This window comes from Flectobacillus major DSM 103, from assembly GCF_000427405.1.
GTDB classification, from domain to species: Bacteria; Bacteroidota; Bacteroidia; order Cytophagales; family Spirosomataceae; genus Flectobacillus; species Flectobacillus major.
On sequence record NZ_KE386491.1, the window covers coordinates 3,272,354 to 3,292,991 of the forward strand.

A 20,638-nucleotide genomic window follows, 5' to 3' on the forward strand; every position below is an offset into this window, starting at 1 on the left:
GATAGGTTTTAAGATTGTATTAGAAAAAATATAGTTCTTCGTTGTTTTTTGTAGACAAATCGGGGGAAATAAAGGCATTTTTTATGAAAAAAGTAGGCATCATTGGAGCAGGCATTGCGGGTATTGCATCGGCTATTCGTTTGGCCAACAAAGGGTATAGTGTAGAAGTATTTGAAGCCAACGAATATGCAGGAGGCAAATTAAGTAATTTTGAACAAAAGGGATTCCGTTTTGATGCTGGGCCATCGTTATTCACATTACCTCATTTGGTAGAAGAATTATTTACGTTGTCGGGAAAAAACCCTACCGATTTTTTTGATTATGAACGCCTCGATGTTATCTGCCATTATTTTTGGGAAGACGGCACTAGGCTCAAAGCTTTGGCACAACCCCAAGACTTTGCCCAAGAAATAGAACGTGTTATTGGTGTTCCAGCCCACAAGGTAACTCGTTTCTTGGCAGATAGTGCCTTCAAATACGACGTGCTAGATGGGCTTTTTCTACAAGACTCATTACATAAGCTTTCAACTTGGACTTCGGCAAAAGCCTTGCGTGGTTATCTTAACCTACCCAAATTAGGGATTTTTGGCACAATGAACGATGCCAACCAAAAGCAATTTCAACATCCAAAGCTTGTACAATTGTTTAACCGATATGCTACTTATAACGGCTCAGACCCTTATCAAACACCTGCTACGCTCAATATTATTCCACACCTAGAATATAATATTGGGGCATTTTTTCCTAGAAAAGGTATGGTCGATATTACCAATTCTTTGGTACAACTTGCCGAATCGCTAGGGGTTGTTTTTCATTATCAAACACCCGTTTTAGAAATCATTACCAGCAATCACCAAGTGTCGGGCATTCGGACAGCTCATTCAACCCTAGACTTTGATATAGTAGTATCTAATATGGATATTACCCCAACGTATCGAAAACTCCTGCCCAAAGCTCAGCATCCCGATAGGCTATTAGACCAGCCTAAGTCGAGTTCGGGCGTGATTTTTTACTGGGGTATCAATCAGCAATTTCCAGAACTAGATTTACACAATATCTTTTTTAGCGACAACTATCAAGAAGAGTTTAAGTGGATGTTCGACAAAAATGATATTTATCATGACCCTACCGTTTATATCAATATTACTTCTAAAAACAAGCCCAACGATGCCCCTTCTGGCTGCGAAAACTGGTTTGTACTCGTCAATGCCCCTGCTAATAATGGACAAGACTGGGATAACATCATTGATAAACTCCGTGAGAATATATTGCAGAAAATTAGCAGAATATTGAGCTGTGATATAAAAAAACACCTCGTTTGTGAAGCTATTTTAGACCCTAGGAGCATTGAAAGCAAAACTTCGTCTGCTCAGGGGGCATTGTATGGCAATTCGTCGAACAACAAGTATGCTGCTTTTTTGAGGCATGCCAACTTTTCATCAAAAATCAAAAATTTGTATTTTGTTGGTGGTAGTGTACATCCAGGAGGGGGTATCCCTTTGGCATTATCATCGGCCAAGATTATGGCCAAAGAACTTTAAGCATATCCTTTGAGTTGCTTGCGTAGCTAATGAAAGTTTCTGAACTTTGCCAAAATAATAACGACCGTATGTTGACATTGTAGTGCTGAGCGTATCAGCCCAAACATACAGCTTATCAACTTATAGCAATAGAACAATCATGATTCAACGTTTTCAAACTTTATTATTGGCGGTAGTAGTTATCGCAATGGCCACCGTAATAGGTACACCTATCTGGCAAAAAAGTAGTGCGGCTCTTAATCAAAAAGTAGTACTAACAGCTTCGGCATTGGAGCATTCGCAAGCCACAACGGTATTGAGCAGTCAAAGTAACATTTATATAGCCGTATTGGCAGGCATTGCGGCACTCGTAGCTATAGTTTCTATTTCACAGTATAAGAAAAGAGTATTACAGATGACCTTAGGAGCTATCAACTCAGCATTGATAGCTTTGGTATTGATCTTGAGCTTTTATCATATTTTTCAAATAGGTATTCCTATGTTCGAGCCAGAAAATCAGGGAGCATATTCAACAGGTTTTTATGCAGCAGCAGTAGGTTTATTAGCCAATATGATAGCCAACCGCTTTATTCGTCGCGACGAAACGTTGGTTCGTTCTGCCGATAGAATGCGATAGTCTATACAAGCGAGCGTGCATCTGCACGCTCGCTTGATTGAATCTATACTAATCCTTCTTTCAGCAAATCGTGTAAGTGAACAAAACCGAGTGGTTTGGCTTCGTCTACTACTACCAACGAAGTAATATTTTTGGATTGCATCACCTGCAAAGCTTCTGTGGCATAAGCATCGGCACGAATCGTTTTGGGCGAAACAGTCATAATATCTTTGGCCATCAACCCTGTTAGGGTATCATGTTTATTCAACATTCTTCGTACATCGCCATCGGTAATAATACCTAGAAGCACCCCATCGGCAGCCACTACAGCAGTAGCCCCCAATCTTTTTGAACTAATTTCGAGTATAGCATCCTTTACAGAGGTTGTATCATATACCAATGGCAGGTCGTGATTAGGATACAAATCCGATACTTTTAGGTACAATTTTTTGCCTAAAGCCCCTCCAGGGTGGTATTTGGCAAAATCGGTACTACTAAAGCCTCGGCATTCGAGCAAGCAAACGGCAAGGGCATCGCCCAAAGCCAAAGCAACCGTTGTACTGGTTGTAGGAGCTAAATTAAGCGTATCGGCTTCACGCTCGGCTAGGGCATGCAAAATATAATCTGCATTTTTACCTAGATAAGAATTTGGATTTGAAACCATTGCAATTAATTTTACACCAGTTCTTTTAATTAAAGGGACTAATACCTTAATTTCGGGTGTGTCGCCTGATTTGGAAATACACATTACCGTATCATTTGGTTGAACCATACCCAAGTCACCATGAATCGCATCGGCTGCGTGCATGAACAAAGCGGGCGTTCCCGTTGAATTAAGTGTTGCCACAATTTTCTGAGCAATAATAGCAGATTTGCCAATGCCTGTAATCACAAAGCGTCCTTGACTGCTAAGTAAGTGATTTACACAGGATTCAAAATTAGAATCTATTTTCTCAGTAATTTTTAGAATAGCTTCGGCTTCTTCCTGCAAAACTTTTTTTGCTGTTGATTGAATATTTTTTACTAATTTCAATTTTAGAAACGGTTTTAAATGACTGGTTTTGTATTAATTTTAGTGCAAAGATAAACTATTATATAAGTACAGTCTCACAACCACCAAATATCAATTTTTATCCATAACCTCAAATAAGTTTGAAGACAATGAGTGTTAGCCAAGAGACCACCAACTTGTTGAAGGAAAAATTAAAAGAAACCTTCGGATACAGCCAGTTCCGTGGCGAGCAAGAAGAGATTATTAAAAACACCCTAGCTGGCAAAAATACATTTGTAATTATGCCAACAGGGGCAGGCAAATCGCTATGCTACCAGTTGCCTGCTATAGCCACAGAAGGAACAGCTATCGTAATTTCGCCACTGATTGCATTAATGAAAAATCAGGTTGACCAAATGAACGCATTTGGCATTAATGCTCAATTTTTAAACTCGTCGCTCAACAAAGCTGAGATGACCAAGGTTAAAAATGATGTAATCAGTGGGCAGGTAAAATTGTTATACATTGCCCCTGAGTCGCTGACCAAGGAAGATAACCTAGCTTTTCTAAAACAAGCTAAAATCTCTTTTGTGGCCATTGACGAGGCTCACTGTATTTCTGAATGGGGGCATGATTTCCGTCCAGAGTATCGTCGTATTCGTAGCATTGTCGAAAGCCTCGACAATACGCTACCGATTATAGCCCTCACTGCCACTGCTACGCCAAAAGTGCAGCTAGATATTCAGAAAAATTTGAACATGGACGACGCTACCTTGTTCAAATCATCTTTTAATAGAAAAAACCTTTATTACGAAATCCGTGCAAAACGTGACGATATAGATAAGCAGATTATCAAGTATATCAAAGCCAACCACGGAAAAGCAGGTATTATTTATTGCCTAAGCCGCAAAAAGGTAGAAGAAGTTGCCGAGGTGCTTAATGTTAATGGTATCAAAGCCCTTCCGTATCATGCAGGTCTTGATGGCGATATTCGTATGGCTAATCAAGAAGCTTTCTTGAACGAAGAGGTGGAGGTAATGGTAGCCACTATTGCCTTTGGTATGGGTATCGACAAGCCTGATGTACGTTTTGTGATTCACTACGATGCACCGAAGTCGCTTGAAGGGTATTACCAAGAAACAGGTAGAGCCGGACGAGACGGCCTAGAGGGTACTTGTATTATGTTTTATGCCAAAGAAGATATCAATAAACTTGATAAATTCAACAAAGATAAAACTATCAACGAGCGCGATACCGCCCGAATGCTGCTCCACGAAATGGTATTCTATGCCACCTTGGGAACTTGCCGCCGTCGCCAATTAATGCACTATTTTGGCGAGTATGTTGACAAAGATTGTGGCTATTGCGATAATTGTAAAAAACCAACACCAAAATTCAAAGCCGAACAAGAGGTAGTCTTGGCTATCCAAGCAGCTATCATGACTGGCGAACGCTTTGATGTTCAGCACTTGGCCGATGTATTGTTGGGCAACAAAAATCAATATATCACTAGCTATGAACACCATAAACTTGATATTTTTGGCAAAGGGAAAGGTTTCTTCAAACTCCAAGCCGATGAAGATGAGGACGACGATGATGACGACGATGACGAAGTAGAATATACCGACGAAGAAGATGAGGATGGCAATCCGATTCCAAAACCGAAAGCTAAAAAAGCACCAAAACCTTCTAAAAAGAAAGCTCAACAACAACAAGAACCTGTAGAACAATGGCAATCTTTGATTCGTCAGATTACGGTGCTTGGCTTCTTGGAAAAAGATATCGAAAACTATGGTATTTTGAAAGTCTCGGAAAAAGGACACGCTTTCTTGAAAGATTCGTACCCTATTACGTTGTCGAAAGACCACGATTACGAACACGAACATATCGAAGACGAAGACGATAAAGAATCGCTTGGAGGTAGTGGTAGTGGCTCGTACGACGAAGCTTTGTTTGAATTACTCAAAAACCTTCGTAAAAAATTAGCAAAAGATAAAAACCTGCCTCCTTATGTAATCTTCCAAGACCCGTCATTAGAAGAAATGGCCACGACGTATCCAACTACCAAGGAAGATATGGCTCAAATCAATGGCGTAGGAATGGGCAAAGTAGTAAAATTTGGTCGCCCTTTTATCGACTTAATTAAAAAGTATGTAGAAGACAACGAAATTGAAACTGCTACCGAGGTTGTTGTAAAATCGACTGTCAATAAATCAAAAATCAAAATTCATATTATCCAGCAGGTAGATAGAAAAGTAGATTTGGATATTATTGCTGAACAAAAAGAACTAGCCATGGAAGATTTGATTGAAGAAATCGAACACATTTGCTATTCTGGAACCAAATTGAATCTTGATTACTATATTAATCAGGTAGTTGAGCCCGACAAACAAGAAGAAATTTACGATTATTTCATGACTGCCGATACCGATAACATAGCGGTAGCCTTAGATAAATGTGGTATTGATGACATTACAGAAGAAGAATTACGCTTGATGAGAATCAAATTCTTGAGCGAAGTAGCTAATTAATCAAATTTACTCGCTATCAATTCGTTATAAATTCCGCATAGGGCTTTTATCCTGTGTGATAGTGTCTTAATTTTGTACAATTATTGGTTAATCCTGTATTTTCTATTGTACCATATTCTAAATCATTACAAATAGCCGATTGCCCTAAGCTTGAGGCTATTTACTTTATAGATTACTCAAACTAAATGAACATACTTATTTTAGGCTCTGGCGGACGTGAACATGCTTTTGCATGGAAAATTGCCCAAAGCCCTCTTTGCGGAAAATTGTTTGTAGCCCCAGGTAATGCTGGAACGGCTTCAATTGCTACTAATATTGCTGTTGGCTACAATGATTTTGAAAAAATCGCAGAGGTTGTTTTAGAAAATAACATTAGCCTTGTAATTGTTGGCCCTGAAGAACCACTAGTAAAAGGTGTACGTGATTATTTTGCTGCTCGTACCGACTTACAGCATATTCTGATGGTTGGCCCAGATTCAAAAGGAGCAATGCTTGAAGGCTCAAAGGACTTTTCTAAAAACTTTATGGTCAAATATGGCGTTCCTACGGCAAAGTCTCAAACTTTCACCAAAGACACTATCCAAGAAGGCTTAGATTATTTGACTCATCAAAAACTTCCTATCGTACTAAAAGCTGACGGCCTTGCCGCTGGAAAAGGAGTAATTATTGCCCAAACCTTAGAAGAAGCTCAAGAAAGCCTTACCGAAATGCTTGTTGATGCCAAATTTGGCGATGCAAGTAGCAAAGTGGTTATCGAAGAGTTTTTGACGGGTATCGAATTGTCGGTATTTGTATTAACCGATGGCGAATCTTACAAAATTTTGCCTGAAGCCAAAGACTATAAGCGTATTGGCGAAGGTGATACTGGCCTCAATACAGGCGGTATGGGTGCTGTTTCGCCAGTGCCTTTTGCCACCGAAAAATTCATGCAGTCGGTAGAAGAAACCGTTGTAAAACCAACCTTAACGGGCCTACAAGCCGAAGGTATCAAATACAATGGATTTATTTTTATTGGTTTAATGAATCATGAAGGTGAACCTTACGTTATTGAATACAACGCACGTATGGGCGACCCTGAAACAGAGGTTGTTTTACCTCGTATAGAGTCAGATTTGTTGGCTCTTATGATTGCAACAGCAAAAGGCGAGCTAAGCCAAGCTGAACTTGTAGTAAGCAAACAACATGCCGTAACTACTGTAGTGGTGGCAGGTGGATACCCTGGCGACTACAAAAAAGGCGATGTAATTGTAGGTTACGAAAATATTGAAGATGCCATGCTATTCCATGCAGGAACTACTCTTGATGGCAATTTGGTAGTAACCAATGGTGGTAGAGTGTTGGCTCTTACAGGTATGTCGAATACATTAGAAAGAGCTATCCAAAAATCTCAAAAAGCAGCTAATAGCGTGCTTTTTGATGGAAAATATTATCGAAAAGATATTGGTTTGGATGTGCTCAGATATAGTTAGTTGCAATTTCTCCACTCGGACTTTCAAGACTGAAATGAAGATAATGGGAAAATTGTTTCACTGAGTTTTGAGCAATAGTACGCCCGAAGGGGCTGCTTTCTCTCATTCTCTCATTTACTCATTGAAGAAATATGGGATGCAAATCATGTTCCACAGGAAGCTGTGGTACTCGCAATAACAATGGTGCCGTAAGTGGCTGTAAGAATAATGGAGCTTGTGGTACGGGTGGGTGCAATAAAATGAATGTGTTCGACTGGCTGTCGAATATGGAAGTACCCGCTTTCAATAAATTTAATATCATTGAAGTAAAGTTTAAAGGAGGACGAAAAGAGTATTTTAAAAACGTTAACCAAGTTGAACTTTATGCTGGTGACCCCGTAATCGTAGATGTTCCTAATGGGCATCACCTTGGCTTTGTTTCGCTTCAGGGCGAATTAGTAAGGCTTCAGATGCTTAAAAAAGGTATCAAAGACGATGAAACAATGCGTGTGGTATACCGCAAAGCCAATGAAAAGGATCTGGAAAAACACGACCAAGCTATTGCTCGTGACCTTCCTACTATGTACCGTACTCGTGAAATTATCAAAGAATTAAAATTAGATATGAAATTGTCGGACGTAGAGTTTCAGTCAGATAATACAAAGGCTATATTTTACTATTCTTCCGATGATAGGGTCGACTTTCGTGAACTTATCAAGATTTTAGCTGGTGAGTTTAAGGTACGGGTAGAAATGAAACAAATATCGTTACGACAAGAAGCTGCTCGTGTTGGCGGTATAGGTGTTTGTGGACGAGAGTTGTGTTGTTCTACTTGGCTTACTGATTTTAAAAACGTAACCACTTCAGCTGCTCGTTACCAAAACCTTTCGCTTAATCCTGTTAAGCTTTCTGGACAATGTGGCCGCTTGAAATGTTGCCTAAATTACGAGCTAGAAACTTATATGGATGCTTTGAAGGATATTCCAAGCATTGAAAAGCCTCTACAAACAGTAAAAGGTGAAGCCTTGTTACAAAAAACTGATATTTTTAAAAGAGTAATGTGGTTTGGCTATCGTGGTGAAGAAAGTAACTGGATTCCTGTTACCGTCGATAAGGTAAAAGAGGTAATGGAACTGAACGAAAAAGGAATTATACCTCAGTCGCTCGATGTGCTTGAAATTACACCTCTTCTTTCCGACCTTGAAAAAGGTAGTGGCTCGCAGTTGAATGCTGACCTTGACAAAATGGACAAGAAATACAGCAATAACAAGAAAAAACCACAAAATAAAAACCACAAAGGCGAAAGAAACGACAATAAACCTGATAAAAAAGAGTTTAAACAAGAACGTAGAGACGTAAGACCTGAAAGGCACGATTCGGCCGATAAAAAAGATAAACCGTTTGTAGCTGCTGAAAGAAAAGAAAAAACGGATAGACCTCAGGGCAACCCTAGTCAGGGCAACCCTAATCAGCCTAATAGGACTAAAAATCAGGGTAATAAAAATCAGCAACAAACCAAAAATCAACAAGGAGGCCCTAAAAATCCTCAGGCTAATAATCAGCCAAAAAATAATAACACCCCGAATTCTAATGGAGGCCAGCAACCCAAAAATCAGCAAGCTCGCCCTCAAAATAACCATGGTGGAAACAGAAATAATGGCGGTAACAAACCCCAAAATTCGAGACCCCAGCAACAAAGGAATCAAAAAAATAACAACGATACCAATAGTAGCAAACCTCCTCAGGAATAAGTAACACTAACTGGAAAATCGTTTCCTCATAGTATTTAGGTGAACTCATAATAATAAAAGGAGAATGGTAGAGGAATCTAATTTCACAACCATCTCCTTTTTTAATGTTAAAATATCCCTCAACATTGAAGCCTTTATTTTCATTCATATCAGCCCTATTCATTGCGAGCATCTTGTTGGCTTGTGATACCAGTACGCTCCTGAAAGACAATTATGATATTCAAGATGCCAAATGGTTTATCAAGGATACACCCGAATTTAGCTTTGAAGTAACCGATACCTCAAGTAACTATAATGTATTTTATAATGTACGCAACAACCGCTCGTATCCTTACTACAACTTGTATCTTACCCATTACTTATACGATGCTTCGGGCAAGGTAATTCATCAAAAATTAGATGAACTAGTGCTGTTTGACCCTACCACTGGCAAAAAGTTGGGGGAAGGATTAGGGGATGTTTATGACCATAAAATTTTGGCTTTCAAAAATTTTACTTTCCCACATAAAGGCATTTATAAAATTCAAGTGAAACAATACATGCGTCAAAACCCGCTACAAGATATTATTAGTGTTGGTTTTACTATCGAAAAAACTGCTATTAAATAATTATCTTTAAAAAAGTTGTTAAATCGCAAATTTGTACCCAATTTAAACCATATACAGAGTAGTACTGCATTCGTGTAGTTGTTCAAATTTTACTCTTTATTGAGTGTTTTGAAACATTTATAAGAAAACCAATGCATAAATTTTTACCGCTTTTTCCGCTCAATTTAGTGGTTTTTCCTTTAGAAGACCTCAATTTGCATATTTTTGAACCTCGCTACAAAGCCCTAGTCAATGAAGTACTGGAGCATAACACTACTTTTGGTGTGCCTACTTTTATCGACGGTAAGCTCCCTGGGTTTGGAACAGAAGTCAAAATTATAGGTCTTTCAAAAAAGTATGACGATGGTAGAATGGACATCAAAACACAAGGAATACGTGTTTTTAGGATTCTTGACTTCCAAAACCCTATGGATAATCGCTTATATGCTGGCGGAGAAGTAGAAACCCTGAAAGATCCCGAAATTAGACCCTATGTAGCACCAAAGTTGCTTGAACAGGTTACTTTATTGTATAGATTACTAGACGAAGAACATAAATTTGATATTCTAAAACCTCAACCTTATTCATTTCAAATTGCTCATAAAATAGGCTTGGCGATAGAAAAAGAATACGAGCTACTCAAAATGCCTACCGAAACAGAAAGACAAGCTTATATTATGGCTCATTTAGACCGTGTTTTGCCTGTTTTGGAAGAACTAGAACGTACCAAAGAACGAATTAGAATGAATGGGCACTTTAAAAACCTTGACCCTCTCAACTTTTAAGCCTTATCATAACAACGATTTTATCTATTGCTACCCAATTTTGCTCAATTCACAAACTATCATCAAAGCATTAAAACTCGCTATTTAAGATGAAAAGATTGACACCCTCCGACCTTGTGGATAACCCGCAGTTTGTTTTGATTGACGCATTTCATATCGACGAAATGGGAGCATTTTTATTGCGTGAAATACAAACTAAGCCTCCAACCAATCAGCCTGCCTCTGGGTTATTAAAGTATATATTGGTTGGTATTATGCTTGTTTTGGGCTTAGGAATAGGTTATTGGATGGGTTCTTTTTTACCTCATGTTATTCATGACAGCAATACTGTTTTTCAACAAATAGGGCTAGGGCTTGTTGTATTTTTTGTACTGATTTTACCTCTTCACGAGCTTATACATGGTATTGTTTTCAAACTATTGAAAGCACCTAAAGTTGGCTTTGGCTGGACTTGGAAAGGAATGATGGCATACGCTTATGCTCAAAAATTTGTAATCAACCTTCAAGAATTAATTTGGGTTGCAATAATGCCTTTTACGATTATTACCAGTTTGCTTATTGTGCTACTATTGGTATTTCCTCATTATTTTTTTGCAATTGTGCTGCTATTATTGATTCATACATTTGGCTGTGTTGGCGATTTTATTTTGATAAAATATGCCATCAAAAATAAACACCGTGAGATTTATACTTTTGATGACATAGACGAAAAACAAGAATCTTACTTTTACGAGAAAATAGCCTAATAAGCCCTCAAAAACTGACTAACATATTCTTTGGTTTTGAGTACTTTTTTATGATACTCCAATTCTTTTATGGTCTTCTTGGTACGGTTCATTTCGGTAATAATACTAATATCCATTGTTTTCAAGTTGCCTTGCCCATATTGCCAAAAAGTACCCGCTTTTAGTGTATTCAGCTCGCTTTCTAATAATACAATTTGTTTGACTAATATCTTGTTATACCGTTTGAGCTGAGACTCCACAAATGTTTCTTCAGCTTCTTTTTCGCTCAACAAAGTCATGCGTAAACGCAATAGCTCGGACATATCATTTTGGGTATATGCGTTGGTGATTAAGTGCATAATTTTTGTTTTACGCTCCTTTTCAGCTTCGTCCTGCTCCAAGTCGGGATGAAACTCCTTTACCAATTCCATATAAATAGAACGAGCTGTTTTGTTGGTCAATTTGGGGAGTTCTGCGTCTATTTTTTCAAACAAATACGTTTCTTTCTCATTCCAAGTTTGTTCTTCAAACTCTTCCTCCTCCTCTTCATCAACGACAGTTTCTACAATTATCTCTTCTGTTTCTGGGATAATTTCACCAGTATATTTTTCATAAAGGCTTTGCAAATGTACCATTCCCGCCCCTGTGATTAATTGAAAAGCTAATCCAGCAATATACTTGGCTATTTTTTGTTGTTCTTCATCCGAAAAAAATGGGTCACCATAATGTTCGTCCAAAATCAAAAGAAGCTCGGCCAATTTATGATTATATTTTCGGTGAAGTGGGGCAATATCTTGTGTTAATTGAACTTCGACAGCCTTCACAAAATCTTTTGTAGTAATCAACTCATTTTTTAAATCTTCAAGCTTTTTGAGATTAGCAATAAATTGCTTTTGTAGCTTTGACGTTACTTTGTCGAACTGTTTACGGCTTACCAAGCCTTCATAACGTGTTATATGCGAGTGTATCATAAAATTAGAATAATAAAATAAAAACCAACCCTACTATTGTCCTATAGACCTAAGATAAAGTTTTATCTTTGTAAATCATCAAGCATAATTTACTATGACCGACCACCAAGGGCTTAAATTGGACACAGAATGTTCCAGATTTAGAGCAATCGTTGAAGAAAGATGTCCTCAATGCAGAAAGGCTAAAATGTTTCAATACCCGCTTTGGCGAGTAGATAAATTTGACAAAATGCACAACAATTGCCCCGTGTGTAATCTACGTTTTGAGGTAGAGCCAGGCTTTTGGTATGGTGCAATGTTTGTGAGCTATGGCTTTTCGGTATTACTTTTAGTGATTTTGGGTGTTATGATTTTTTATGTATTCAACGACCCTCCAATTATAGGCTATATTGTACCAATTACTGTAGTATCGCTACTGGCAGTACCTTTCAATTTTCGTATATCTCGCTCGGTATTTATTCATTTGTTTGGATTCATTAAATACCGCCCGCAGCCATAATAATAGCCTTCGGTGATGTACCGAAGGCTATCTTTTTATTGCTAACTATTCTACCTCCGAGGTATCCTTCTCCCCTACTTGTTGTCGCCACATGGCATAATACAACCCTTTTTTATCCAATAACATCGTATGTGATCCATACTCTACAATTTTGCCTTTTTCCAACACAAAAATATTATCGGCGTGCATAATCGTGCTAAGGCGGTGAGCAATCAAAATCGTTAGGTGTTCGCCTGCTACAGATATTTCTCGGATCGTTTCCGAAATTTCTTCTTCTGTTAGCGAATCTAGTGCCGATGTAGCTTCGTCAAAAATCAATAAGTTAGGATGACGCAACAAAGCTCTAGCAATACTTAGGCGTTGTTTTTCGCCCCCCGAAACCTTTACGCCACCTTCGCCAATTACGGTGTCGAGTCCTTTATCGGCTCTTGCTAAAAGATGCTCACAAGCTGCTTTCTTCAGTACAGCCAAACAATCTTGGTCTGTAGCATGGGGATTTACGAATAACAGATTTTCTCGAATTGTTCCTGAAAATAGTTGTGTATCTTGAGTAACAAAGCCTATTTTTTCACGAAGTTGGTCAAAATCAATCTCTTGGCCATCGTGGTCATTATAAAAAATCTGTCCTCCTTGAGGTTTGTACAAACCTACCAACAGCTTCACCAAGGTACTTTTACCAGAACCCGAAGGCCCCACAAAGGCAATAGTTTGTCCAACTTTAGTATCGAAAGTAACATTCCGAAGAGCATCTTTATGAGCTGATTGATGCCTGAAATTAACATCCCGAAACGACAAGGTATTGATACTGGTAATAGGATACGGATTGGCGGGTTTGACTTCAACAGGAATCTGAAATAACGATTCGTAGTTTTGTAAAGAAACCTGTGCTTCTCGGTATGTATTAATCACATTACCCATTTCTTGTAATGGGCCAAAAATAAAAAATGAGTAGATATTCAAAGAGAAAAACTGTCCAAGCGATATTTCATTTTTGTAAATCAGGTATATCATCACAAATATCAATAACACTCGTAATAGATTGACGCTTGTACCTTGAATAAACATCATACTTCGTACATATTTTACTTTTTTCAGCTCTAATCCCAAGATTTTTTGAGTAGTACTATTCAAGTGGTTGATTTCTTGTTGGGCCAATCCAAGCGACTTTACCAACTCAATATTACGAAGCGATTCGGTAGTAGACCCCGCCAAAGCTGTTGATTCACGTACAATCGACTGTTGAATATTCTTGACTTTTTTACTCAATAATGAGCTAATCCAACCAATTAGCGGGCCTATTACCAAAAATAGAGGTACGATTGTCCAGTGTACTGATACGGCATAAATCGTAACAAAAATCAAAGCCACCAAGCTTTGGAAAAAGATATTGATACCCGACGATATAAGTTTTTCAACATCGGTTCTTACCTTTTGTAGTTTACCGAGGGTTTCGCCCGAACGTTGGTCTTCAAAGGTTTCATAAGGTAATTCTAAAGAATGCTTGATACCGTCTGAATACAATTGTGCTCCAATTTTTTGAGTGATGGTACTGATGTAATAATCTTGAAAATTTTTGGCAACCCTCGATACAAACGCCACACCAACCGACGCCCCAAGTAAAGGAAGAATAGCTCCCAAAAAATCTTGGAATGTATGGTCTTTTTCATTGTATTTGGTAGCAACGTTGTCGATAATATGCCTAAAAATTAGGGGGTCGAGCAAAGAGAATACTTGGTTGATAATGGCTAAAAACAGTGCTAATAGTACCGTTAACTGATACCTTTTCAGGTAGGGTATGAGTATCTTCATGGTAGGTTAATCAATATGGAAAGATAAGCGACTTAATAATGATATAGTTGATAAACCCCAATGGCACAAAATTGGTTCTTGCTAAAAAAAAAGAGGCAAGGATTGGGTTCCCTTATGCCTCTATACAATAATTGGGTCGCTAACATCAGTTATTTTTCCTGAAATTAGCGACCCAATACCATAGATTATTACTTGACTAAAAACGCTTTAGTACCATTTCTGAGACAGTCTGCCCAATCGATAACGACGATGTAGCTGCTGGCGACGGAGCATTAAGGATATTGATAACTTTGGCATCTTCAATAATAGAAAAATCGTCGAGTAAGCCTCCGTTACGGTCGCAAGCCTGAGCACGTACACCTGCACCACCTTCTATCAAGTCGCTTTCTTGAATGTCGGGAATTAATTCTTGGAGTGCTTTGGTAAAGGCAGCTTTTGAGAAGCTCCTATACATTTCGCCCAAACCTGTTTCCCAATATTTCATAGCAACTTTCTGGAAGCCTGGCCAAGTTAAGGTTTCCCAAAGCTCTTTAGCATTAATATCCATTTTTTTGTATCCTTCTCTTCTGAATGCTAATACGGCGTTTGGGCCAGCCTCGATACCACCACGCATCATTCGGGTAAAGTGTACCCCCAAGAATGGGAAGTTAGGATCTGGTACAGGATAAATTAGATTTTTTACTAAATAATGTTTTTCAGGGCGAATCTTATAATATTCACCTCTAAAAGGTACAATACGTACATCTAAGGGGTTTTCCTGTGACATCTGAGCAACTTTGTCGGAATACAAGCCCCCGCAATTGATAACCAGTTTGGTTTCGTAAGTATTTCGGATAGTTTTTACGATAGACAAAGAATGCCCTTTGGTAATACCAGTTACTCGCTCGCCAAATAGCAATTCAGCCCCGAGAGTTCTGAGTTTTTCGGCATACTTTTCACAGACTACCTTATAATCAACAATCCCTGTTTGGGGAACCCACATACCTTCTACACTGGTAACATAAGGTTCGTATTCTTTTACTTCTTGCGAAGAAATTTTACGCAAGCCTTCCAAGCCATTTTGTTGGCCACGTACATAAAGGTTATCCAACAAAGGACGTTGAGCGTCGTTTGTGGCCACTACTACCTTGCCTGTTATTTCAAATGGAATATTTTCTTTTTGGCAAAAATCAATCAACATATTGTATCCTTTGATACAATTGGTAGCTTTTAATGAACCCGGCTTATAATACAATCCAGAGTGAATTACGCCCGAATTATTTCCTGTTTGATGTTTGGCTACTTCTGTTTCTTTTTCCAACACAAGCACCTTTAAATCAGGACGCTGTTCTTTGATTTTGAGAGCCGTGGCTAGTCCAACGATACCTCCACCAATTACGATAATATCTTGTTGCATTGTCAATTTCTTAGATTTGATAATAACTGACCGCAAAGATACAAAAAGACCCGTAAGGATTTGTTCTTACGGGTCTGTGATTCAAGAATTACGCTCGATTCCTTCTATTGTTTAGGAATCAATATAAACTTATCCGTTGCCGACTCACATTCGATGGCCGTTTCCGAAAATTGATTAATTGTATAGGTACTTGTTAATCCTGAATCGCTGGTAAGCTCAAGACTTGTTGCCATCTGAGCCAAACGCCATTTACCATTCATGGTATTGGTACCATTACTAATGCTGAAAGTACCGTCTTCTTTAAAGACATAAGTAATCCTGCTATATTCAGACTTAAGACCAATTCCATCTTTTTCTGAATAGATTACCGAAGATGTACCATTTGATTTGTTTTCATACAGGTAAAAACGCCATGTTTTTTGGACTAACAGTGCGTTGCGTTTTTGGGCTTGCTCAAGGGCTTCTTTTAATGATTCGTTGGGCGTAATACGGTCGTCACAGCTTTGTAAAGAGCCAATTGCCACAAATAGTAATAAGAATAATGCTTTTCTCATTGTCATTTTTTTTAATAAAATCAGCGTAATTATTTTTTATAATAGCAACCTAAGCGAGTAATAATTAAGCCTAAAATCTTGTTTCCTTATTAACGTAATTTAGTGATTTTGAGATACAATTTTCGTTAAATTTCATGAACTTCGTACAAAAATCAAACCATACTTATGAATACACTAAAATTTATACTATTGACAACAGGGTTGCTATTTGCCTCTTTCCAAAGTTTTTCGCAACAACCCAAAGAGCCTCCCAAACGATACCAGTTAAAAATCAGAGCTTATGATAAAGAAACCCAAGAAGACCTTACGGGTACTTATCTAAAACTGATTAATTTAACGAAGGGCAAACTTATCGACTCTACCGTTATCATGGACGGTTATGCCTCATTCATCTTAGAAAGGGGCTTTGACTACGATATTGTTGGGCAACGAACAAGGTACCTTACCAAGCGGTCGAATTTTAATGCGGCTTGCTATTTGCAAGACCCTCAAAAAGTATTTTGTATTTCGGGAATAGATATAGAAAACCTCAGCAAACTTCCTAATGGTACCGATTTGGTAGAAGGAGCTATTGGTTTGAAAAGGATTAAATTAAATGATGTTTTTAAGGTAGAAAACATTCATTATGATTTTAACAAAGCCCTAATTCGCCCTGATGCGGCCAAAGAACTTGACAAACTTGTTTTAATACTCAATGACAACCCCGACATTATGGTTGAGCTTGGCTCGCATACCGACAGCCGTTCGGGCGATGATTATAATTTAGTGCTATCGCAAAAACGTGCCGAAGCTGCTGTAGAGTATATTGTAACAAAAGGTAAGATTGCAAAATCTCGAATAGCTGCCAAAGGGTACGGTGAAACTCAGTTATTAAATAAATGCGATGATGGTATTAACTGCTCGGAGGCAGAACATGCCTTGAATCGTAGAACAGAAATTAAAATAACAGGATACAAAGTAAATGGTATTCCGATTGATATAAAAGGTCAGGAATGATTTTGTACAAAAAAGGCCATGTTGAGATTATCAACACGGCCTTTTTTGTATAAGAAGCAACTTTTAGAAGGCTATTGATACTGAATTGTCAACACCATTTCCTTTTTAAAAGTATTAAAGCGTTCTTTTCACTTCTTTCATTTCGTAACATTCGATAATATCACCTTCGATGATATCATTGAAGTTTTTGATAGAAAGACCACATTCGTATCCGAATTTAACTTCAGCAACATCATCTTTGAAACGTTTCAATGCAGAGATTTCACCTTCGTGAACCACCACAAAGTCGCGAAGTACGCGGATTTTGTTGTTACGTTTCACATTACCATCCAATACATAACATCCAGCGACAGTTCCAACCTTAGAGATTTTGAACACACTACGCACCTCGATATTAGCAGTAATAGATTCCTCGAATGTAGGAGCCAACATACCCTCCATTGCATCACGAATTTCGTCGATAGCTTGGTAGATAATTGAGTAGGTACGAATTTCGATTTGTTCTGTTTCGGCCAAACGACGAGCATTTGTACTTGGACGTACTTGGAATGCTACAATTACGGCATCGGCAGCAGAAGCCAACAATACATCGGATTCAGAAACCTGACCCACACCTTTGTGGATAATACGAACTTGCACCTCTTCAGTTGACAATTTCAATAAAGCATCAGACAAGGCTTCAACAGAACCATCTACGTCACCTTTCACAATAACGTTAAGTTCTTTGAATGTACCGATAGCCTTACGACGGCCAATTTCTTCGAGGGTAATATGTTTACGAGTACGAAGCGACTGTTCACGGATAATTTGCTCACGTTTATTGGCAATTTCACGGGCATCACGCTCATGTTCCATCACGTTGAGTTTATCACCCGCAGCAGGAGCACCACTCAAGCCCAATACTTGCACTGGAGTTGAAGGGCCAGCTTCTTTCAGTTTTTTACCACGGTAATCAAACATGGCTTTTACACGACCATGGTGAGCACCAGCAAGCATCATATCGCCCACATGTAATGTACCTGCCTGTACCAAGATATTGGCAACATACCCACGACCTTTGTCAAGAGACGCTTCAATAACAGAGCCAACAGCACGTTTATTAGCATTGGCTTTTAATTCTAGTAATTCAGCTTCAAGCAATACCTTTTCAAGCAATTCATTTACGCCAAGTCCTGATTTAGATGAAATTTCTTGTGTTTGATATTTACCACCCCATTCTTCAACCAACAAGTTTTTAGCAGCCAATTGTTCGCGGATACGGTCGGTATTGGCACCAGGCTTATCAATTTTAGAGAATGCAAATACAATAGGAACACCAGCAACCAAAGCGTGGTTAATAGCTTCTTCTGTTTGAGGCATCACGGCATCGTCAGCAGCAATTACGATAATAACAACGTCGGTGATTTTGGCACCCCTTGCACGCATGGCAGTAAAGGCTTCGTGACCAGGCGTATCTAGGAAGGTAATCTTACGACCATCTTCTTGTTTTACAGAGTAAGCACCAATGTGCTGAGTAATACCCCCTGCTTCACCAGCGGCTACTTTAGCACGACGAATATAGTCGAGCAATGAAGTTTTACCGTGGTCAACGTGCCCCATGATGGTTACGATAGGAGCTCTCAACTCAAGGCTTTCAGGAGCATCTTCTTCTTCTTGAAGAGCAGCTTCAACCTCTTCTTCGGCCGATACAAACTGTACCTCATAGCCAAATTCTTCAGCAATAATAGCGATTACATCGGCTTCAAGGCGTTGATTAATCGACACAAACATACCCAAGCTCATACAAGTCGAGATTACTTCATTTACAGAAGCATCCATCAAAGAAGCTAACTCGCTAGCCGAAATAAATTCGGTAACTTTAAGGATTTTTGCTTCTTCCTCTTCTTGGATTTGTCGTCTTTCTTCTCTTTCGGCACGCACTTTACGTTTTTCACGACGTTCTTTTGCACCAAAGTTTGATTTGTTCGACTGTCCTTGCAAACGAGCCATAGTGGCTTTGATTTGCTCTTGGATTTGCTTGTCAGAAACCTCTTCTTTTTCTTCTTTCTTCGGTTTCTTCTTGTTATTATTATTGTTGTTGTTATTGTTGGTATTGTTAGTATTACCACCAGTAGTATTCTGAGGTTTTTTAACATCACCAGGTTTGGCAGGCTCATCCTTTTTAGGACGAGGAGCACCTTTTTCGTTACGAATTTCAGCTTCAGTTACTTTTTCGGCTGGTTTGATTCGTTTACGTTTTTTCTTGTTCTTATTATTATTATTAGAACGAGATTGTTCTACAGGTAATTCTATTTTACCTAAAACCGTCAAGCCTTTTAAGGTTTCGCCTTTGGCTTCAATTAGCTCAATGGCTCTGTCAGTTGGAACCTCATCATAACGCTTCGGCTGTGGCTTAGGCTGTTGTGACTGTTGCACAGGATTTTGCGGTTTATTTTGGTTTGATTGATTATGATTAGGCTTATGGCCTTGATTATTATTCTGTTGGTTGCGCTGCTGATTATTCTGCTGATTTTGATTCTGCTGATTATGTTGCTGCGGCTTGTGCTGGTGCTGTGGTTGATTGTGGTGGTGCTGAACTTTCTGTTCTGCAGATTTTGGAGTTTCAACTTTGGCTTCCGGCTGTGGCTCGGGTTGTTTTTTCACTTCAACAACAGGTTTTGCTTCCTCAACTATGGTTGGTTGCGGTTGGGATTCTACGATAACTTTACTTTCAACAACTACCTCCTGCTTAGGAGTCTCCTCTAGCTTTGTAGGTGCTACCACCAAAGGCTCAGCTTTTACTTCTGCTTTGGGTTCTTCTACCTTTGGTTGCTCTACCTTCGGTGGTTCAACCGCAGGAACTGGAGTAACCTCTATTTTAGCGTCAGGAACGATTACTGGTTCCGTTTTCGGCTCTTCAACTTTAACACTTTCAACTTTAGGCTCTTCCACCTTTGGCTCAGTTGGTACGGCCACAGGTTTAGGAGGCACAGGCATTCCTTTGGCATCTAGTTCTATCTTTCCTAATACTTTGAAAGACACTTCAGCTCTAGCTACAATTTTTTCTGGTTCTGGAGCAACAACCTCTTTGGGTTTTTCTTCTGCCTTTGCTGTCACAGCAGACGCATCGTTTGAACCGCCACGGAAATACAAAGGCATATCATCGTCCTGTTTTTTAGGCGTTGTAACCGTTGTTTCTACTACTGGCTTTTGTACCGCTGGGGCTGGTGTGGCAGGTTGCATGTTATCCAACAAGCTATCGTTACGGTACTCTTTGGCCAATAATTTGAGCTGTTCAAAATTCAATTTGGTGTTTGGGTTGTTATCAACCTTATGACCTTTGGCAGAGAGATATTGAACAATGGTTGAGATTCCCACGTTAATCTGCTTTGCCACCAGGCTCAAACGCATCATTTTATCTTCTGCCATACTTTTGTTTAAATCCTTTTCTATAATAATTCTTGATTAATGTTATGAATG

General features: G+C 38.9%; 16 protein-coding genes. 10 read left to right on the forward strand and 6 right to left on the reverse strand.

The features are described from left to right. Nucleotides 1-83 precede the first annotated feature (83 nt). Entirely contained in the window at nucleotides 84-1,541 is a 1,458-nt protein-coding gene (crtD, locus tag FLEMA_RS70370) for a 1-hydroxycarotenoid 3,4-desaturase CrtD (protein ID WP_044174815.1), read from the forward strand. Nucleotides 1,542-1,680: 139 nt separating this feature from the next. Beyond that, nucleotides 1,681-2,157, forward strand: a complete 477-nt coding sequence (locus FLEMA_RS70375) for a DUF4293 domain-containing protein (protein WP_044172056.1) — start codon at nucleotides 1,681-1,683, stop codon at nucleotides 2,155-2,157. A gap of 43 nt (nucleotides 2,158-2,200) precedes the next feature. Here the strand turns inward: FLEMA_RS70375 and FLEMA_RS0128240 are convergent, their stop codons facing one another. Beyond that, a complete protein-coding gene (locus FLEMA_RS0128240; RefSeq protein WP_026997847.1) occupies nucleotides 2,201-3,169 on the reverse strand; it encodes a KpsF/GutQ family sugar-phosphate isomerase in 969 nt (322 codons plus the stop codon). A 128-nt stretch (nucleotides 3,170-3,297) separates the two neighbouring features. Here FLEMA_RS0128240 and FLEMA_RS70380 point away from each other — a divergent pair, with 128 nt between their 5' ends. The 6 genes from FLEMA_RS70380 to FLEMA_RS76170 all read left to right on the forward strand — a co-directional run bounded on the left by FLEMA_RS70380 (nucleotide 3,298) and on the right by FLEMA_RS76170 (nucleotide 10,975). Further along, a complete protein-coding gene (locus tag FLEMA_RS70380; protein ID WP_044172057.1) occupies nucleotides 3,298-5,658 on the forward strand; it encodes a RecQ family ATP-dependent DNA helicase in 2,361 nt (786 codons plus the stop codon). 185 nt (nucleotides 5,659-5,843) lie between these two features. After that, a complete protein-coding gene (purD, locus tag FLEMA_RS70385; protein WP_044172059.1) occupies nucleotides 5,844-7,127 on the forward strand; it encodes a phosphoribosylamine--glycine ligase in 1,284 nt (427 codons plus the stop codon). Between the two features lie 131 nt (nucleotides 7,128-7,258). Beyond that, the gene (locus FLEMA_RS70390; RefSeq protein WP_044172060.1) at nucleotides 7,259-8,857 is read left to right on the forward strand and encodes a regulatory iron-sulfur-containing complex subunit RicT; all 1,599 of its coding nucleotides are present in this window, start codon (nucleotides 7,259-7,261) and stop codon (nucleotides 8,855-8,857) included. A 104-nt stretch (nucleotides 8,858-8,961) separates the two neighbouring features. Then, nucleotides 8,962-9,465 carry a gliding motility lipoprotein GldH gene (locus FLEMA_RS70395; RefSeq protein WP_044172061.1) on the forward strand — a complete coding sequence of 168 codons (504 nt, stop codon included), beginning with the start codon at nucleotides 8,962-8,964 and terminating at the stop codon, nucleotides 9,463-9,465. Nucleotides 9,466-9,596: 131 nt separating this feature from the next. Continuing rightward, the gene (locus FLEMA_RS70400) at nucleotides 9,597-10,229 is read left to right on the forward strand and encodes an LON peptidase substrate-binding domain-containing protein (RefSeq protein WP_044172063.1); all 633 of its coding nucleotides are present in this window, start codon (nucleotides 9,597-9,599) and stop codon (nucleotides 10,227-10,229) included. Between the two features lie 89 nt (nucleotides 10,230-10,318). Next, nucleotides 10,319-10,975 carry a DUF3267 domain-containing protein gene (locus FLEMA_RS76170; RefSeq protein ID WP_052354129.1) on the forward strand — a complete coding sequence of 219 codons (657 nt, stop codon included), beginning with the start codon at nucleotides 10,319-10,321 and terminating at the stop codon, nucleotides 10,973-10,975. Here the strand turns inward: FLEMA_RS76170 and FLEMA_RS76175 are convergent. Further along, complete coding sequence (locus tag FLEMA_RS76175; protein ID WP_026996267.1) at nucleotides 10,972-11,925, reverse strand: hypothetical protein; 954 nt, start codon at nucleotides 11,923-11,925, stop codon at nucleotides 10,972-10,974. The two genes, FLEMA_RS76170 and FLEMA_RS76175, sit on opposite strands and share 4 nt — an antisense overlap. A 94-nt stretch (nucleotides 11,926-12,019) precedes the next feature. On the opposite strand from FLEMA_RS76175, the gene FLEMA_RS70415 reads away from it, so the two are divergent. Further along, the gene (locus FLEMA_RS70415; RefSeq protein ID WP_044172064.1) at nucleotides 12,020-12,424 is read left to right on the forward strand and encodes a DUF983 domain-containing protein; all 405 of its coding nucleotides are present in this window, start codon (nucleotides 12,020-12,022) and stop codon (nucleotides 12,422-12,424) included. Nucleotides 12,425-12,469: 45 nt separating this feature from the next. Here the strand turns inward: FLEMA_RS70415 and FLEMA_RS0128450 are convergent, their stop codons facing one another. From FLEMA_RS0128450 to FLEMA_RS70420, 3 genes are all read right to left on the reverse strand, one after another. Then, nucleotides 12,470-14,233, reverse strand: a complete 1,764-nt coding sequence (locus FLEMA_RS0128450) for an ABC transporter ATP-binding protein (RefSeq protein ID WP_026996270.1) — start codon at nucleotides 14,231-14,233, stop codon at nucleotides 12,470-12,472. 196 nt (nucleotides 14,234-14,429) lie between these two features. Further along, nucleotides 14,430-15,629, reverse strand: a complete 1,200-nt coding sequence (lhgD, locus tag FLEMA_RS0128460) for an L-2-hydroxyglutarate dehydrogenase (protein WP_026996271.1) — start codon at nucleotides 15,627-15,629, stop codon at nucleotides 14,430-14,432. Nucleotides 15,630-15,733: 104 nt separating this feature from the next. After that, the gene (locus tag FLEMA_RS70420) at nucleotides 15,734-16,183 is read right to left on the reverse strand and encodes a hypothetical protein (protein ID WP_044172065.1); all 450 of its coding nucleotides are present in this window, start codon (nucleotides 16,181-16,183) and stop codon (nucleotides 15,734-15,736) included. Nucleotides 16,184-16,348: 165 nt separating this feature from the next. On the opposite strand from FLEMA_RS70420, the gene FLEMA_RS70425 reads away from it, so the two are divergent. Further along, complete coding sequence (locus FLEMA_RS70425; protein WP_044172066.1) at nucleotides 16,349-17,179, forward strand: OmpA family protein; 831 nt, start codon at nucleotides 16,349-16,351, stop codon at nucleotides 17,177-17,179. A 114-nt stretch (nucleotides 17,180-17,293) separates the two neighbouring features. On the opposite strand, the gene infB is transcribed toward FLEMA_RS70425, so the two are convergent. Beyond that, nucleotides 17,294-20,587, reverse strand: a complete 3,294-nt coding sequence (gene infB / locus FLEMA_RS0128515; protein WP_026997848.1) for a translation initiation factor IF-2 — start codon at nucleotides 20,585-20,587, stop codon at nucleotides 17,294-17,296. Between the last annotated feature and the right edge of the window lie 51 nt (nucleotides 20,588-20,638).

What these genes read in the sequence shown, in the direction of transcription:
- FLEMA_RS70415 (WP_044172064.1), top strand. Translation starts at nt 12,020, where the DNA reads ATGACCGACCACCAAGGGCTTAAATTGGACACAGAATGTTCCAGATTT.
- FLEMA_RS70425 (WP_044172066.1), top strand. Translation starts at nt 16,349, where the DNA reads ATGAATACACTAAAATTTATACTATTGACAACAGGGTTGCTATTTGCC.
- FLEMA_RS70375 (WP_044172056.1), top strand. Translation starts at nt 1,681, where the DNA reads ATGATTCAACGTTTTCAAACTTTATTATTGGCGGTAGTAGTTATCGCA.
- infB (WP_026997848.1), bottom strand. Translation starts at nt 20,587, where the DNA reads ATGGCAGAAGATAAAATGATGCGTTTGAGCCTGGTGGCAAAGCAGATT.
- FLEMA_RS76170 (WP_052354129.1), top strand. Translation starts at nt 10,319, where the DNA reads ATGAAAAGATTGACACCCTCCGACCTTGTGGATAACCCGCAGTTTGTT.
- FLEMA_RS70380 (WP_044172057.1), top strand. Translation starts at nt 3,298, where the DNA reads ATGAGTGTTAGCCAAGAGACCACCAACTTGTTGAAGGAAAAATTAAAA.
- lhgD (WP_026996271.1), bottom strand. Translation starts at nt 15,629, where the DNA reads ATGCAACAAGATATTATCGTAATTGGTGGAGGTATCGTTGGACTAGCC.
- FLEMA_RS70420 (WP_044172065.1), bottom strand. Translation starts at nt 16,183, where the DNA reads ATGAGAAAAGCATTATTCTTATTACTATTTGTGGCAATTGGCTCTTTA.
- FLEMA_RS70390 (WP_044172060.1), top strand. Translation starts at nt 7,259, where the DNA reads ATGGGATGCAAATCATGTTCCACAGGAAGCTGTGGTACTCGCAATAAC.
- FLEMA_RS70400 (WP_044172063.1), top strand. Translation starts at nt 9,597, where the DNA reads ATGCATAAATTTTTACCGCTTTTTCCGCTCAATTTAGTGGTTTTTCCT.
- FLEMA_RS76175 (WP_026996267.1), bottom strand. Translation starts at nt 11,925, where the DNA reads ATGATACACTCGCATATAACACGTTATGAAGGCTTGGTAAGCCGTAAA.
- crtD (WP_044174815.1), top strand. Translation starts at nt 84, where the DNA reads ATGAAAAAAGTAGGCATCATTGGAGCAGGCATTGCGGGTATTGCATCG.
- purD (WP_044172059.1), top strand. Translation starts at nt 5,844, where the DNA reads ATGAACATACTTATTTTAGGCTCTGGCGGACGTGAACATGCTTTTGCA.
- FLEMA_RS70395 (WP_044172061.1), top strand. Translation starts at nt 8,962, where the DNA reads ATGTTAAAATATCCCTCAACATTGAAGCCTTTATTTTCATTCATATCA.
- FLEMA_RS0128450 (WP_026996270.1), bottom strand. Translation starts at nt 14,233, where the DNA reads ATGAAGATACTCATACCCTACCTGAAAAGGTATCAGTTAACGGTACTA.